General features: G+C 29.6%; 14 protein-coding genes. 4 read left to right on the top strand and 10 right to left on the bottom strand.

All coding sequences use genetic code 11. The features are described 5' to 3' along the window. Position 1: 1 nt before the first annotated feature. From AC2TEO_RS11645 to mutY, 5 genes are read right to left on the bottom strand one after another with little or no spacing between them, the layout of a single operon-like run. On the bottom strand, positions 2-403 hold the full coding sequence (locus AC2TEO_RS11645; RefSeq protein WP_442264991.1) for a hypothetical protein: 402 nt from the start codon (positions 401-403) through the stop codon (positions 2-4). A gap of 10 nt (positions 404-413) precedes the next feature. Further along, complete coding sequence (gene gldD, locus AC2TEO_RS11640; protein WP_442264990.1) at positions 414-974, bottom strand: gliding motility lipoprotein GldD; 561 nt, start codon at positions 972-974, stop codon at positions 414-416. After that, positions 967-2,295, bottom strand: a complete 1,329-nt coding sequence (gldE, locus tag AC2TEO_RS11635) for a gliding motility-associated protein GldE (RefSeq protein WP_442264989.1) — start codon at positions 2,293-2,295, stop codon at positions 967-969. The genes gldD and gldE overlap by 8 nt, the downstream gene beginning before the upstream one ends. 19 nt (positions 2,296-2,314) lie before the next feature. Continuing rightward, positions 2,315-2,740, bottom strand: coding sequence for a single-stranded DNA-binding protein (locus tag AC2TEO_RS11630; RefSeq protein WP_442264988.1), 426 nt, complete (start codon positions 2,738-2,740; stop codon positions 2,315-2,317). A 33-nt stretch (positions 2,741-2,773) separates the two neighbouring features. Continuing rightward, the gene (gene mutY, locus AC2TEO_RS11625) at positions 2,774-3,817 is read right to left on the bottom strand and encodes an A/G-specific adenine glycosylase (protein WP_442264987.1); all 1,044 of its coding nucleotides are present in this window, start codon (positions 3,815-3,817) and stop codon (positions 2,774-2,776) included. Positions 3,818-3,959: 142 nt separating this feature from the next. Between mutY and AC2TEO_RS11620 the strand changes: the two genes are divergently transcribed. After that, positions 3,960-4,250, top strand: a complete 291-nt coding sequence (locus AC2TEO_RS11620; RefSeq protein WP_075340504.1) for an HU family DNA-binding protein — start codon at positions 3,960-3,962, stop codon at positions 4,248-4,250. 282 nt (positions 4,251-4,532) lie between these two features. Next, on the top strand, positions 4,533-6,074 hold the full coding sequence (locus tag AC2TEO_RS11615) for an Rne/Rng family ribonuclease (protein WP_442264986.1): 1,542 nt from the start codon (positions 4,533-4,535) through the stop codon (positions 6,072-6,074). 60 nt (positions 6,075-6,134) lie between these two features. On the opposite strand, the gene AC2TEO_RS11610 is transcribed toward AC2TEO_RS11615, so the two are convergent. From AC2TEO_RS11610 to AC2TEO_RS11595, 4 genes are read right to left on the bottom strand one after another with little or no spacing between them, the layout of a single operon-like run. Next, a complete protein-coding gene (locus tag AC2TEO_RS11610) occupies positions 6,135-8,333 on the bottom strand; it encodes a patatin-like phospholipase family protein (protein WP_442264985.1) in 2,199 nt (732 codons plus the stop codon). Beyond that, positions 8,330-10,129: an excinuclease ABC subunit UvrC gene (gene uvrC, locus AC2TEO_RS11605; RefSeq protein ID WP_442267763.1), complete on the bottom strand. Its 1,800-nt coding sequence runs from the start codon at positions 10,127-10,129 to the stop codon at positions 8,330-8,332. The genes AC2TEO_RS11610 and uvrC overlap by 4 nt, the downstream gene beginning before the upstream one ends. 47 nt (positions 10,130-10,176) lie before the next feature. Beyond that, positions 10,177-11,175, bottom strand: a complete 999-nt coding sequence (locus AC2TEO_RS11600; protein ID WP_442267762.1) for a sensor histidine kinase — start codon at positions 11,173-11,175, stop codon at positions 10,177-10,179. 59 nt (positions 11,176-11,234) lie between these two features. After that, positions 11,235-11,930 (bottom strand): response regulator transcription factor, encoded by a 696-nt coding sequence (locus AC2TEO_RS11595; protein ID WP_442264984.1) that lies wholly within the window; start codon positions 11,928-11,930, stop codon positions 11,235-11,237. A gap of 213 nt (positions 11,931-12,143) precedes the next feature. Here AC2TEO_RS11595 and AC2TEO_RS11590 point away from each other — a divergent pair, with 213 nt between their 5' ends. Together AC2TEO_RS11590 and AC2TEO_RS11585 are read left to right on the top strand one after the other, a co-directional pair. Beyond that, the gene (locus AC2TEO_RS11590; protein WP_442264983.1) at positions 12,144-14,273 is read left to right on the top strand and encodes a T9SS type A sorting domain-containing protein; all 2,130 of its coding nucleotides are present in this window, start codon (positions 12,144-12,146) and stop codon (positions 14,271-14,273) included. 91 nt (positions 14,274-14,364) lie between these two features. Next, entirely contained in the window at positions 14,365-14,988 is a 624-nt protein-coding gene (locus tag AC2TEO_RS11585; protein WP_442264982.1) for a DUF6973 domain-containing protein, read from the top strand. On the opposite strand, the gene AC2TEO_RS11580 is transcribed toward AC2TEO_RS11585, so the two are convergent. Further along, positions 14,985-16,124: an ATP-binding protein gene (locus tag AC2TEO_RS11580; RefSeq protein ID WP_442264981.1), complete on the bottom strand. Its 1,140-nt coding sequence runs from the start codon at positions 16,122-16,124 to the stop codon at positions 14,985-14,987. The two genes, AC2TEO_RS11585 and AC2TEO_RS11580, sit on opposite strands and share 4 nt — an antisense overlap. Position 16,125: the final 1 nt, after the last annotated feature.

Below are 16,125 nucleotides of genomic sequence, written 5' to 3'. Positions count from 1 at the left end.
ATTACTGAAAATCCTCTTTAAATAATCTTCTTTTGGTCTCTAAAAATCGCTCTATGAAAAGTTCTTTTTGTTTCTCTCCTTTTACTTTAAAACTCATCAATAATCCCACGCCTAACACAAAAAAAAGAATTAATGGAAACCAATTACTTTGAATAGCAAAAACAACAATTGCCACTAAAAGAATTATGAGAAAAATTCTAAAACTATAATTCGTAGGAAATACATAATCGTGTTTAATATCAAATAAATCATCCTCCTTTAAAACTCCTAAAATTTTAATATTATTAGATTTTGAAGCTCTTTGGAGCTCAAAATTTGTAGGACTTATGATTCCTTCATAATGCTTATCTGAAATTATTTGATGTAATACTTTGAAGAGTTTTTCGTTGTTTTCTAATTCCATAGCAGGCATTTTAATCAATATTTTTCCACTCTAAAGTTTCCATCATTTTAACCATATCTTTTTTAACATAATCTACAGCTGGCAAAACACTATCAAAGTTAGGTTTAGAATAGAAAAATAACGAAGCTTTTAAAAAGTGCTGCACACTATCGGTAACATGAAATTGCACCTGAGAAGCTGCGTTTCCATAAATGAAATACATTTTCCCGTATACTTTTTTTTCTTTATTAATATAATCTTCTGTATTAGAAATATTATCAGCTTTAACCGTATGTTCAAAAACTAATTTTTCTGCTTCAAGCAACAATTCTTTAAGATTATCATTAACGGGTCTGTAAGTAATATCTACAGAGGCTTTTAATTCTGGATATTGAATTTTTAACCAATTTTTAGGTAGCGATTTTACTTTTGCTACATTGGAAACCTCGAAAGTATATGGTCTTTCCACATTGATTTTCTGATAACTTGGTTTTGCATAATTCAAGCTTAAATATGCTTTCGGTTTTGGTAAAGTTTCACCTCCACAACTCATCAAAATCAACAATAAAAAACCGCACAAATACCTATACATTTTTTGTTACTTTTATCTGTTTTACTCTTTTTCTATCTAAATTTTCTATAGTAAATGTATAATTTTTAAAGTTTATTTTTTCTCCCACTTTAGGAAACTTTCCAGACACTTCTAAAATAAAACCGGCTAAAGTTTCACTTTCTCCTTTATCATCTTCAAAAACATCTTCATCTTCATCTAAAACCCTACATAAATCTCTTATTGTTACCTTACCTTCAAAAATAAAATTATTAGCATCTAATTTTGAATATGTTAAATCATCATCATCGAACTCATCGTTTATATCTCCAACAATTTCTTCAATTACATCTTCTAAAGTAACAATTCCACTTGTTCCTCCATATTCATCAACCACTATTGCCAAATGATTTTTTCTTTCCTGAAAATCCTTTAATAAATCATCCAACTTTTTATTCTCAGGAACAAAGAATGGTTTTCTTAATAAAGACAACCAATCGAAATTCTTCTTATTTAAGTGTGCTAATAAATCTTTTGCATACAAAACACCTATAATATTATCGATATTTTCTTCGTATACAGGGTTTCTTGAATATCCATTTTTTAAGATTGTACTTAAAACTTTATCATAAGAGTCTGCTTTTGATATTGCACAAACATCTGTTCTAGGTTTCATAATTTGTACCGTTTCGGTATTTCCGAAAGTAACAATTCCTTCTAGTATTTTTTGTTCATCTTTAGTGGTTGCGTTTTCGGATGTTAACTCTAAAGCTTGTGATAATCTCTCTACAGATAAATTGTTATTTTTATTTCCTAGTTTTCTTTCAATTATCGTTGTAACACTTGTAAGCGGAATGCTTAATGGACTTAAAATTGCATTTAAAACATCTAAAGGTTTTGCTATAAAACTAGCAAACTGAAGAGATTTCCTACTCGCGTATACCTTTGGTAAAACTTCTCCAAACAGTAAAATTAAAAATGTTACCAACCCTACTTGAACTATAATTTTTACTACTGAAGCCGGTATAATGAAGAAAATTAAATCCAAAGAAAAATTCATATTTCCAAACATAAACTCATCAAGAGAAGCAAAAATTAAAACCACCAAAATATTGATGAAGTTATTAGTGATTAAGATTGTTCCTAAAAGCTTTTGTGGCTTTTCTAAAAGTTTTACTACGGTGTTTTTTCCTTTACTTTTTTCTGAAAGTTCATCTAATTCTGTTTGTGATAATGAAAAAAAGGCAACTTCTGCACCCGAAATTAATGCAGAACAAATTAAAAGAATTAATAAAACTATTAAACTTATTGAATTTAAAAAAGTGGTACTTGCTATAAGTAAAAAATGGGGTTCTGGGTCCAATTCTTAAATTTTGGTTAAACTAAAACGGTAAATCATCGTCTTCATTAGAAACACTTTGACTACTATTTTGCACTGGAGGTTGTGGCTGTTCACCTGGAGTATTTAACTCTTTTTTAGTTGTTAAAAAAGTCATCTCCTGAACATGAATCTCTGTAGTATATCTCTTTTGTCCTTCAACTTCATATTGACGGTTTTTAATTCTACCTTCAAGATACACCTTATCTCCTTTACTTAAATATTTCTCACAAATTTCGGCAAGTTTATTCCTCACAACAATATTATGCCAATCGGTATTAGAAACCCTTTCACCTGTTTGTCGGTTTGTATATGTTTCATTAGTAGCTAAAGGAAAACGTCCAACCGCATTACCTTCATCAAATCTATACATCTTCACTTCATCTCCTAAGTGACCAATAAGTATTACTTTATTTATTGTTCCTGCCATTATTTACACTTGTGTAATTTCAAATATACGAATTTAGTTTTTGCTTGTTTTGTATTCATTTAAAAAATTATGGATCAATATTGGAACTGGATAAGTATCAATATTATCCCAATTCACAACCTGTTGATTTGTTGTTTTACCTTCAACTATCCAAAATTTTGTATGCAAATGCTGATGAGATAATTTGTGCACAATATCTTTTGAGTTGAATAATTTAATTTTAGTATCGTTAGGAAAAAAACCAACAAATTCTTCATTTGATATTAACTCTTCTACCTGGATACTTTTTGAAGTTTCAATTAAAGGAAACTCAAACAAACCTTCCCAAATTCCTTTACCTTCTCTTTTTTTCAAGATGGTTTTATTGTTTGTATTTAAAACGAGGTAATTAAAAAAACGTTTTTTTACTTTTAATTTCTTCTCTTTTACGGGAAGAACATCAACTTTACTTTTTTCTAAAGCTACGCAACTTTCATTTAACGGACAAACTGTACAATCTGGACTTTTAGGTTTACATTGAATAGCTCCAAAATCCATTATTGCTTGATTGTATATTCCAATTCTATCAGCATCTATTGCTTGTTGAGCTAATTCTTTAAACTCTTTAATTCCTTTTGCGGAATTAATAGCAGTATCTACACCATAATATCTAGCAAGTACTCTATAAACATTACCATCTACCACCGCAGCTGCCTCATTAAAACAAATAGATGCTATAGCTGAAGCTGTATAATCTCCAACTCCTTTTAATTTTAATAGACCTTTATATGTATTAGGAAACTTCCCATTAAGATCATTTGCGATATACTTTGCTGTAAAATGTAAATTTCTAGCTCTTGAATAATACCCCAAACCTTGCCATAGTTTCAACACATTTTCTTCATCGGCATTTGCTAGGTCAAAAACCGTAGGAAAAGCCTCTATAAATCTTAAATAATATGGTAAACCTTGCGCAACTCTTGTTTGTTGTAACATGATTTCACTTAGCCAAATATTATATGGTTTTTTAGTTTTTCTCCATGGTAATTCTCTACTGTTTTTTAAATACCAGTCTATCAACACCTTATTAAATTCCATCCATCCAAAGTTGTATTGACAAAATTACTGTATTTTATTTAGATTTTTTTAAGAACAAATATTTTACGAATTGATTAATTATCATATATTTGCACCCTCGTAAAATTAAATTCACAACATATAATATAAAAGTATATATACAATGACAAAAGCAGATATCGTATCGAAGATTTCAGACAAGACAGGGATAGAGAAGGCAGATGTTTTAGCTACTGTAGAGGCATTTATGTCTGAAGTTAAAGATTCTTTAGAGAGTGGAGATAATGTATATTTAAGAGGTTTTGGAAGCTTTATTATTAAAACTAGAGCTGAAAAAACAGGTAGAAATATTTCTAAAAACACTACAATTAAAATTCCTGCACACAACATTCCAGCATTTAAGCCTGCTAAGACTTTTACAGAAGGTGTTAAAGCTAAAGTTGCAGTTAAGTAAGATATTAACCTACTCTTTTAAAAGAGTTTTAAAACATTTTTAATATGCCTAGTGGTAAAAAAAGAAAGAGAGCTAAGATCTCTACACATAAAAGAAAGAAAAGAGCAAGAGCTAATCGTCACAAGAAAAAGTAAGTAGTTTTCTACTTACTTTTTCATTTGCTTTTAAAAAGCATCAAGTTCTTTGAAATTGAGGTTTAAATCCTCAAACGGGTATTACAAAATACCTGCTTAAAAATCTTAATCAGTCTTCGTATTAATCGTTGACACAAAATTTATTCAGATGAAAACAGAATTAATTATTCGTTCCAATTCTTCTGATATTGATTTTGCCTTATTAAGAGATGGTAGACTTGTTGAATTGAATAAAGAAACAAGCGACAACAAATTCTCTGTCGGTGATATTTTTCTAGCCAAGATAGGAAAAGTTATGACAGGTTTAAATGCTGCATTCGTAAATGTTGGTTATCCTAAAGATGGTTTTTTACATTATCATGATTTAGGTCCGCAAGTTCAATCATTAAACAAGTTTATTAAAAAAGTAAGCACGGGTAAATTTAAAGAGTTCACTTTAAAAAACTTTCGCTTTGAAGATGATATCGACAAAGACGGAGGTATTAACAATGTACTAAAATCAGGTCAAAATTTATTAGTACAAATTGTAAAAGAACCTATATCTACTAAAGGTCCAAGGATAAGTTCAGAATTATCAATCGCTGGTAGATATTTAGTATTAGTCCCTTTTTCTAACAGAGTATCAGTATCTCAGAAAATTACTGATAATAACGAAAAAGAGCGTTTAAAAAAGCTAGCAAAAAGCATTAAACCTAAAGGGTTTGGGCTTATTTTGCGTACTGTTGCTGAAGGTAAAAAAGTAGCAGAGCTTGATAAAGATTTACAAAATTCACTTAACAGGTGGAAATCTTTATGTAAAAGAATTCCAAATACAAACACACCAACAAAAGTTTTAAGTGAATTAGACAGAGCATCTTCTATATTGAGAGATGTTATGAATGACTCTTTTACAAGTATTGTAACAAATGATGAAAGTTTAATGTTAGAAATTAAGGAGTATTTACAAGAAATATCTCCTGAAAAAGAAAACATTGTAAAACTTCACAGATCAAACATTCCAATTTTTGAAAAGTACGGTATAGAACGCCAAATTAAAACTTCCTTTGGTAGAACCGTATCTATGAGTAAGGGAGCCTATTTAGTTATAGAACATACAGAAGCACTGCATGTTATTGACGTAAATAGTGGTAACCGCTCAAATAAAGCAAAAAATCAAGAAGAAACTGCTTTAGAAGTGAACTTAATTGCTGCTACAGAGATAGCCAGACAATTACAACTTCGCGATATGGGAGGAATTATAGTTGTTGATTTTATTGATATGAAGTCTGCAGAAAACAGACAAAAACTATTTCAACACTTTAGAGAAGTTATGGCTTTGGATAGGACAAAGCATAAAATACTACCTCCAAGTAAGTTTGGACTTGTTCAAATTACAAGACAGCGAGTTAGACCTGAACTCGAAATTAAAACACGTGAACCTAATCCTAACAAAAATGGAGAAGTAGAAGCTCCAATTGTTTTAATTGATAAAATTGAAGCAGAATTAGATAAAATAGTTAATAGTCAAACAGAATACAAAGAGATCACGTTAAATGTGCATCCATTTATTTACGCCTATTTAACTAAAGGTTTACTAAAATCTATTCGCTTTAATTGGTTTTTAAGACATAAAAAATGGATTAAAATTATACCTAGAGATGCGTATCAGTATTTACAATACCATTTCTCTTACAAGAAGAAAAATAAATAAGGCAATTTTCTTATTAAGAAATCAAAACCTACTTGATGTATTTCAGGTAGGTTTTTTATTTTAAAACCAGAAACCTAAGTTAAAAACCAAAAACTTATCGTCGTGATCAGGCGACCATGTATACTTTAACTCTATAGGACCAATTATAGTTTCTAATCCATAACCTATCCCATAACCAGATTTGGTGTCTTTTAAAAGCTCTCCTCTTCTAAAAACATTTTTTGCTACTCTACCATAGTTTGCAATTAAACTGATGTAATTCTTCTTAAAAGGTTGATATCGCAGATGAAATTCTGATTTTAAGAATGATTGATTTGACAGAGAAGAAATACCATAACCATAAAAAGGAATAAAATTATTGATATAATTTTGATTATACCCACCGATACGATAATCAAAAATTTCTGAATCTTCTTCTCCTAAAGTAGCTCCAAATTGATATGAATTTAAAAATGTAAATTTCTCCCAAAATGTTGTTGCATAACTAAACAATGCATCTACTTGCGAGTATTGGTTAAAACCTACACTACCATTTGCGAAATCTGTAAGGCTACTATTTCTATTCGACCACATAAACCACTTAAAATTCGCATTTACCAAAAATCCTTTTGTCGGAAACATGCTTTTGTTATAAGTATCTATGTTCAGAAAAGCAAAGGAACTCAAATAGTTACTGCTATCAAAAATTGTTTCTTCCTCATTTGTTAAAAAAGTATCGGAAGAAACTTTAAGATTTTTAAATTCTAACCCTAAACCAAAAGCCGTTCTTTTATTTAAAACTGTTTGAGCAAAAATTCTATTTGTAAAATCTCTATAGTTTACATTAATCTTATTTAAGTTATTTTCATTAAAGAGCACATCTGTTTCAAAAGAATTAAATCTCGATGAAACACCATAACTTAACAAAAAACCATTGTCTATAAAATATTGAAAATCGTAACGAACATCATCTCCAATGACTAAATCTAAAGATATTTCGTCGTTAGAAGAAAGTATTTTTTTCTGATTATAATTTAATAGAACTCCTGTCTTATACAATAAATCATAATGCACTCCTAAACTTAAAAAACTTTTTATATCATTCTCTTTTACAACAACTTCTAATTTTTTTCCTTTAAATGAATTCTTTAAAGTATAATCAATTCTTTGGAAATTTTTTGAAGCAGTAAGTGTGTTAACTTTTTTCGAAATATCTCTATATGAAGCAGAATCTCCTTCTTTCAATCTTAACTTACCTAAGATGTAATCTTGAGTATAATATTTATTTCCTTTAAGTATAATTCTATCAATTAAAAATTGCTTATCCTTATAAACAATTTCTTTTTTTTCTCTTTTTATCTTCTGTTTTTCAGCTATTTCCTTAAAAACTTTTAAATAAGGTTTTACCGATTTTACACCTGCCCTAATAATCTCACTTTTTTTATCGAATGAAACTACATTATAATCTTCAATATTAGGGTGAAGGTGAATATCTAGTCTTTTTACTTGTTGATCAGATTTTTTATACATCTGAAAATTTACAATCTGACTTAATAAAGATGCTACTGAAGTTAATTCTTCTCTTTTTAACAATGTTCCCTGCACATTAACTCCTATAATTATATCTAAACCTTTTTCTTGCATTTTATCAACAGGAAAATTATTGGCAACACCACCATCCATCAATAATCGATTTTCAACTTCAACAGGATTTAACAATGAAGGGAAAGATGCACTAGCTCTTAAGGCCAAAGGAAGCGAACCTTTTTCTATCATCACTTCTTCACCAGATTCAGTATCTGTAGCTATACAAAAAAAAGGTATAGGAAGTTTAGTAAAATCATCAACATTATCAACTGGAGCTAAAAGTTCTGTAAGAAAATTTAAAACGTTTTGTCCTTTAGACAATCCTAAAGGTAAGCCTATACTTCCGTTTTTAATAGGAAGACTAACTGCAGTTTTCTCTAAAAATGCTTTTTCGAAATACGATTTGTCTTCTCTAGAAATATTATCTTGAATTACTGATAAAAAATCTATATCAGTAATAATATGTTCTATTTGATCTGGACTATAACCAGAAGCGTACATTCCTCCAACTATAGCTCCCATGCTTGTACCCCCGATATAATCTATCTGTACATCAAGCTTTTCTAATTCTTTCAATACACCTACATGAGCAAAACCTTTTGCTCCACCTCCACTGAGAACTAAACCTACTTTTGGTTGCTCTTGAGCATAAATTAATAATGGTAATATTAATATTAGAATTAGCTTTTTCATTTGTCTTTTTTTGTATGGTAATAATCGAAAACTTTTTTTGCTCTAGCGTTTCCAACCACCTCTATTAACTCTTCTAAAGTAGCACTTTTAACTCTTTTTGCTGATTTAAATTTTCGTAATAAATTCGTTATCGTTTGTTTGCCTACGTCTGGAATTTGTTCTAACTCAGATTGAATTGCACTTTTGCTCCTCTTATTTCTATGAAACGTAATTCCAAATCGGTGTGCTTCATTACGAAGGTATTGTATGATTTTTAAAGATTCGGATTTCTTATCTAAATATAATGGAATACTATCTCCTGGGTAATAAATTTCTTCTAAGCGTTTTGCGATTCCGATAATAGCTATCTTTCCTCTTAATCCTAAAACATCTAAACTCTTTAAAGCAGATGATAATTGACCTTTACCTCCATCAATAACAATTAATTGCGGCAATGGTTTATCTTCTTCTAAAAGTCTTTTATACCTTCGAAAAACTACTTCTTCCATAGAAGCAAAATCATCTGGTCCTTCTACTGTTTTAATATTAAAATGTCGATAATCTTTCTTGCTTGGCTTTCCGTCTTTAAAAACTACACAAGCTGCTACAGGATTTGTTCCTTGAATATTTGAATTATCAAAACACTCTATGTGTCTTGGTTCTTTGCTCAAACGTAAATCCTTTTGCATTTGCGCCATAATCCTTTTTGTATGGCGATCTGGATCTACAATTTTTATTTGTTTGAATTGCTCTTGTCTATAATATTTAGCATTTCGTAATGACAAATCTACAATTCTTTTTTTATCTCCTAATTTAGGAACCGTAACCTTAATTTTCTCTCCTAAATCGAGTTCAAACGGAACATAAACTTCTCTTGATAATGAATTAAATCGCTGACGAGTTTCAACGATAAAAAGCTCTAACAACTCCTTATCTGATTCGTCTAATTTTTTCTTGATTTCTGTAGTATATGATTGTACAATTGCCCCATTCATTATTTTAAAGAAATTCGCATAACCATGTGTTTCATCAGAGATAATTGAAAATACATCAACATTATTAATACTCGGATTTACAATGGTTGACTTTGCTTGATAATTCTTTAATGAATCTAATTTATCTTTAATACGTTGCGCTTCTTCAAAATTCATATCAGCAGCATAACCCATCATTATTTTATGTAAACTTTCTAGGCTTTCTTTAAAATTTCCTTTGATGATATTTCTTATCTCTCTTACATTTTTTGCGTAAGATTCTTCATTTTGATAAGCTTCACAAGGTCCTTTACAATTTTTAAGATGATACTCTAAACAAACTTTGTATTTTCCTGATTGTATTTTTGGTTCACTAAGATCGTAATTACATGTACGAAGGGGATATAATTGTTTTATTAAATCTAATAGATTATGTACAGTTTTTACACTTGTGTATGGCCCGAAATATTCCGATCCGTCTTTAACAACTCTTCTTGTAATAAATATTCTAGGGAAACGTTCTTTTTTTATACAAATCCAAGGATACGATTTATCATCTTTTAGCAACACATTATACCTTGGTTGATATTTCTTAATTAAGTTATTTTCTAATAATAAAGCATCTGTTTCTGTATCAACAACAATATGCTCAATTTTTACAATCTTTTTCACTAAGACTCTTGTCTTTCCATATTCATGATTTTTAGTAAAATATGAAGAAACTCGCTTCCTTAAATTTTTTGCCTTACCAACATAAATAATAGTATTCTCTTTATCAAAATATTGATAAACCCCTGGTGAATTTGGTAACGTTTTTACTTGTAGTTCTAAGTCTATTGGCATATAACGAAAATACAATTTATTCAATTAAATTGTATTTTTGTTATAAATTAGATTGCTTTTTCTAAGGTAAAAGAAAATTCTGATCCTTCACCAAAAATGCTTTTAAGTAAAATTGTTTCGTTATGTGCTTCTATGATGTGCTTTACTATAGAAAGTCCGAGACCTGAACCTCCTTGTTCTCTAGACCTACTCTGATCTACACGATAAAAACGTTCAAACAATCTAGGAATATGTTCTTGTTTAATTCCTTCTCCGTCATCAGAAATCTTAATTACAAACTTGTTTTCGTTATACGATTCAACACTTGCAGTAGTAACTCCATCAACTTTACCGTACTTAATAGAATTTACAATTAAGTTAATTAGTACTTGTTCTATTCGTTCTACATCTCCTTTTACAAACAAAGGAAAATCATAAACCTTATCGAAAACTAACTGAATATTTCTCTTTTTAGCTTTCATTTCGAACAGATCAAAAACCGTTTGAATTAATTCAATAATATTAAAAGGTTCTATTTTCATTTTCATTCCATCTGTTTCTAATTTGGCAATCATATCCAAATCTTTCACTATGGAAGTTAAACGCTCTACACCTTTATTTGCTCTTTCTAAATATTTATCTCGGATTACTTTATCATTGGCTGCTCCTTCAATTAAAGTTAAGATATAACCTTGAACAGTAAAAAGGGGGGTCTTTAATTCATGAGCAACATTCCCTAAGAAATCTCTACGAAATGAATCTCTTTCAGTTAAATTAGCAATCTCTTCTTTTTTATCTTCTACATATTCTTGAACGGTTTTTGTAAAATCTTCAATATCTGTAGTAATTTTATCCCTCTTTAAATCTTGAATATCTAGAATAGAAATATCTTGATATAATTTCTTAACCCTTTGATATATAAAATGTTCTGCTCTGTACTGAATTACAAAAAACGAAATTGTAAACAGTAGTATTCCGAAGATAATAATAGCAACTAAACCTAACGATTTAAAAAATGACAAATACGAAAAAACAGCAATAACAACTGATATTACTGTTAAATACATCGCAGAAGTAAGTGCGTATCTATATGTTTTTCTTAGCTTATTCAATAATAAATTAAAATTTATTTATCTGTTTCTAAAACAAATTTATAACCAACACCTTTAACAGTTTTAAAGTGATGATCTCCAATTTTTTCTCTTAATTTTCTAATATGAACATCTATCGTTCTACCTCCTACTACAACTTCGTTTCCCCAAACACTATCTAAAATAGTTTCTCTTTTAAAAACTTTTCCTGGCTTAGATGTTAATAAAGAGAATAACTCAAATTCTTTTCTTGGTAATGTAATTTTTTCATCACCTTTAAACACTACATACTCATCTCTATTAATTAAAATATCACCAATTTTAGTAGTGGCTTCAGAAACAGTATCTGTTTTAAGTCTTCTTAATAATGATTTGATTTTACTAACCAATACTTTTGGCTTTATTGGTTTAGTAATGTAATCGTCTGCACCAGCATCAAAACCTGCCATTTGTGAGTAATCTTCACCTCTAGCGGTTAAAAAAGAAATTATAACATTTTCTAAAGGCTTAATATCTCTAATTTTTTCACAAGCTTCAATACCATCCATTTCAGGCATCATTATATCTAGCAAAATTAAATGAGGTGTGATTTTTCTAGCGATTTTAACTCCTTCAGCCCCATTAGTTGCAGTAAAAACCTGATAACCTTCAGATCTAAGATTGTATCCTACAATCTCTAAAATATCTGGTTCATCATCAACTAATAAAATTTTAATATCGTTAGTATTCATACAGTTATAATTATTGTGCTAAACAACCCAAAAGTAGCGATTAAATAACAAAAATAGTTAAAGAGACTTTAACTTAATGTTGATTTAATATTAATAATAATTTTTATGTAAATAGTAAATATAAAACGCTTAACATTAAATTAATCTAAAAAAACTAACAAAAAGTCAGATAATTCCCTAATTTTGAGAGCATTTTTTTTAAAACGGGATAATATGAAAAAAAATTACTTTTTAACTTTTTTACTAACTTTTTTATTTAGTTCTGCTTTTTCTCAGGACTTAATTATAACTGGAGCTATTGATGGCCCTTTACCTTCAGGTGCTCCAAAAGCTATTGAATTATATGCAGTAAATAATATTGCTGATTTAAGTATTTATGGCATTGAATCCACAACAAATGGTGCCGCTGCGGCTGGAGTTGAGTATACATTTCCTGCTGATGCGGTAACAGCCGGTACATATATTTACTTATCCTTTGAAGATACACTTATTAATCAATATTTAGGAATAACTCCTCAATATGTTGATAATGTAATAAACGTAAATGGGGATGATACTGTGATTTTGTATAAGAATGGAACAATAGAAGATCTATTAGGAAGAATTGGCGAAGATGGTACTGGTAAAGATTGGGATTATGTTGATGGATGGGCATACAGAAAAGACGGGCAAGGACCAAGTGCTACTTTTGATCCAAATCAATGGACATTTAGTGGACCAAATGCTGTTGATGGATGTGATAAAAGTGATGATTCTGGAATAAACACTGACTGTTCTTCTGTATTTCCTGTTGGAACATACACAGCCACAGCTTCTTCGACACCTTCATTAACAATCAGTTCTCCTTCAAACGGATCTACAATATCTTTTACAGATATGGCAACAGTTAAGTTTTCAGTAAGTAATTTCAACATTGCTGCTGGTAGTACAGGAGACGGTTATATAAAGTGGACATTAAATAGTGTAGCTCAAGCTGATAAATTTGATACTGATGACATTACTTTTGCCACTACAGGTGGAACAACTTATGAAGTATTTATGGAGTTAGTTGATAATGCTGGAAATGCTTTATCAACTCCTGTTAATCAAACAATTTCTTTTACTGTAGGACTTCCTTGTGACATTCAAATCAGTACGATCACAACATCATGTGTTGCAGAAACTTCTGGTATAGACACTTACAATGTTTCTATTGATTTCACAGGAGGAGGAACCTCAACTTATATGTTAACAACTGACAATGGAACAATAGGAGGAGATAATCCTTCAATGATGGCAACAGGAACAATTACTATCTCTGGAATAACCGAAGGAACAAATATTATTTTTACTGTTAAAGGAGATACTAGCAATAGTAGTTGTGATTTTACGAGAAATATTTCAAGTCCAACTTGTAAAGGTTTACCTTTTATTGAAACCTTTGATTATGCTGATGCCTCTGTTTTATCTGATCAAGCTGACTGGGAAAGTGCTAACTCCGGAGACGATATAGTTACTACTACAGGTAGTTTAACTTATAGTGGATTAAAGCCTTCTGAAGGGAATAAAATTACGTTTAATGGGTCTGGGGCTGAATCCTTTACTAAATTTACTGATGTATCCTCAGGTACAGTATATAGTTCTTTTTTATTAAAAGTTTCTGCTTTCCAAACTGGCAGTAATCCTGATACTACAGATGGTGGGTATTTTGCTGGTTTAGCTGCAGGTACATCATCTTATGATGCTAGATTATGGGTTAGACCGAATCCAGATACTAGCGGAACTACATTTGATATTGGTTTTGGACCAGAAAGTTCAAATCCACCTTTTACAACATCTACTTATAATTTAGGGGACGTATTATTTATCATAATGGCTTACGATTTAGATAATGATGTTGTAAGCTTATGGATTAATCCAGATGCTGCAACTTTTGAAGGAGCTGCACCTACTCCAGATTTAGGAGGAAATGACACTAATGCTCCATCTTCTATTAATACTTTTATTTTAAGACAGGATTCAACAAATGAAACTCCTACTATTGAAATTGATGAATTAAGAATAGCTAAAACTTGGGCTGAAGTTACACCTAAAGATAATTCCACAGCTTCAGTAATAGAAAATGAAATAGATGGTTTTGGAGTGTATCCTAACCCTACAAATAACAAAACATTCACACTTACTTCTGCTTCAGTTGATGTAAAAGACATTCAAATCTTTAACATGATTGGTAAAAAAGTATACGAGACTTCTGTTTCAGGAACTAAAAAAGATGTAAATGTTTCATCTATTAGTTCAGGAATGTATATCTTAAAAGTAGTAGAGTCTAATAAAGTAGCTACACAAAGATTAATCATTAAATAATGAATTATACTTTATAATATATTGTTGGTAAAAAGAGAGGTTAAAAAACCTCTCTTTTTTCATTTATAAAAAACATAGTATCTTTCTTATCATGAAAAAAGTTTTCTTTATAATTCTTGGTTTATCTGTAAATTTTGGATTTTCTCAATCTAACTACAAAAAATTCAAAAAGCTTTCTTCTCCTAAAAAATGGTGGGTTATTTTTCATCCTTTTAAAGCAAAAAAAGCTTTGGAAATTTCTAAAGAAGCAAATCGAGTTTCAGATAGTATTCGAAAAACTAATTTATTAGATGGTGATCATGCTGGTGGACAAGTAGATGCTTTTAGACACGCATATTGGATGGCAAGATTACGTCAGGAAATCGGAAAATCTGCGGCAAGATCTCTTGGAAAAGCACACGAAAAAGAAAATTACTTAATGTATAAAAAACGTAAATTAGAGGAAGGTGTTGTGCCTGATAAAATCTCTTCTGAAATGGATTTGTACAACAATGAAATTGGACTTACTTTAACTATAAAAAACTGCAAAACCCCAAAAAACGGACTCATTTATAAAGTTATTAATACTCTTAATAAAGGTAAAATGAAAATGATTAAGAAAAACAAAAGGGGAGAATTTTTAACTTGCGAAGGAAAAGTAATTAAACCTAATTCTTTGAAAGGCAAGTGGAAAAACAATAAATGTTTGGTTAATTCTGACTACAAAAGAAATTAATGATACTTTACTTTTCTAAGCACTCTATTTACTTCTTTATACTTAATGTATGTTGTTTTATCTTCTAAATTCTTAATATAATCTTTAGCTTTTTCTAATTGTTCTCTAGCATCTAAAAACCCATTTAAGTAACAGATTAAATAGTTGTTTGGTAAACGATATACATCTTCATGCTCTGTTACAGATAAAGGAATATTGTTTTCAATATTATTAACTATATTATTACTATTCTCATAAATATGATTAATAATCTTACTGTCGTAAGTTGGAGGCTCAAATAAAAACTCTTTTATAATATCTAACTTTCCATTGTTTTTAAAATGAACAATTGTTTTCTCTAACGGAAATTTTACCTCGTTTCTTTCTAAACCTAAAGTTATATATTCAATAATTATAAAAGAATGATGGTTGATTTTGATTTTTACTTCATCTAATGCTGAATAGAAAAGCTGTACTTGCTCATTGATCAATTCAATATCAACTCTAGAATAAAACTCTTCTTCGTTTACCATTGTTTTTTTTCCTGCCCAACATAAAACAAACTGTTCCTTAAAAACTTTATATTTTGGATGATATTCATCTTTATGTCTATTAAAAAAATCGAAAACTCCATCGAGTGTTAGTTCAATATTATTTCTAGCATTTTTCTCAATAGACTCTACAATTTCTCTATTACTATTGGGTAATTTAAATTCTTCCAGTAATGGCATCGAATTACTTCCTCTTCTGTAAAAGACAGTTCCTCTAGGATATTTCCATACAAACTTAGATAAATGAGAAATTTTCTCTTTAGGGTGAATGGTAACTAATCCGACAACTTTATATCGAGGTAAACCTGGAAAAGGTATGTTTTCGTATTGAATATTGGGTGGATTTACTAAATAGGCGTTAACTAAATTTTGAATTTTACTATCATCAAAAAAATCGACCCCTATAACTTCGTTGTCTTCATCACGAATACCAATTAAGATATACGAATTGTTCTCTGGATTAGAATTAGATAAAGCACAAATATGTTTTATAAATTTTGCTTTTCCTTCTTTACTACCTAATGAAAGTTTTTGTTTTTTATCGTAAAAACTGTTTTCATCATTATGAGAAAGTAAATTCTTTATTAGCAACCTTTTATTAATCATA

The organism is Tenacibaculum aquaeponti (assembly GCF_057221555.1).
This window is presented reverse-complemented; position numbering and strand designations above follow the sequence as displayed.

Coding starts and splice junctions, on each gene's coding strand:
- AC2TEO_RS11585 (WP_442264982.1), top strand. CDS start 14,365: ATGAAAAAAGTTTTCTTTATAATTCTTGGTTTATCTGTAAATTTTGGA.
- AC2TEO_RS11620 (WP_075340504.1), top strand. CDS start 3,960: ATGACAAAAGCAGATATCGTATCGAAGATTTCAGACAAGACAGGGATA.
- AC2TEO_RS11600 (WP_442267762.1), bottom strand. CDS start 11,175: ATGTATTTAACAGTAATATCAGTTGTTATTGCTGTTTTTTCGTATTTG.
- AC2TEO_RS11610 (WP_442264985.1), bottom strand. CDS start 8,333: ATGAAAAAGCTAATTCTAATATTAATATTACCATTATTAATTTATGCT.
- uvrC (WP_442267763.1), bottom strand. CDS start 10,129: ATGCCAATAGACTTAGAACTACAAGTAAAAACGTTACCAAATTCACCA.
- AC2TEO_RS11580 (WP_442264981.1), bottom strand. CDS start 16,124: ATGATTAATAAAAGGTTGCTAATAAAGAATTTACTTTCTCATAATGAT.
- AC2TEO_RS11645 (WP_442264991.1), bottom strand. CDS start 403: ATGGAATTAGAAAACAACGAAAAACTCTTCAAAGTATTACATCAAATA.
- mutY (WP_442264987.1), bottom strand. CDS start 3,817: ATGGAATTTAATAAGGTGTTGATAGACTGGTATTTAAAAAACAGTAGA.
- AC2TEO_RS11630 (WP_442264988.1), bottom strand. CDS start 2,740: ATGGCAGGAACAATAAATAAAGTAATACTTATTGGTCACTTAGGAGAT.
- gldD (WP_442264990.1), bottom strand. CDS start 974: ATGTATAGGTATTTGTGCGGTTTTTTATTGTTGATTTTGATGAGTTGT.
- AC2TEO_RS11595 (WP_442264984.1), bottom strand. CDS start 11,930: ATGAATACTAACGATATTAAAATTTTATTAGTTGATGATGAACCAGAT.
- AC2TEO_RS11590 (WP_442264983.1), top strand. CDS start 12,144: ATGAAAAAAAATTACTTTTTAACTTTTTTACTAACTTTTTTATTTAGT.
- AC2TEO_RS11615 (WP_442264986.1), top strand. CDS start 4,533: ATGAAAACAGAATTAATTATTCGTTCCAATTCTTCTGATATTGATTTT.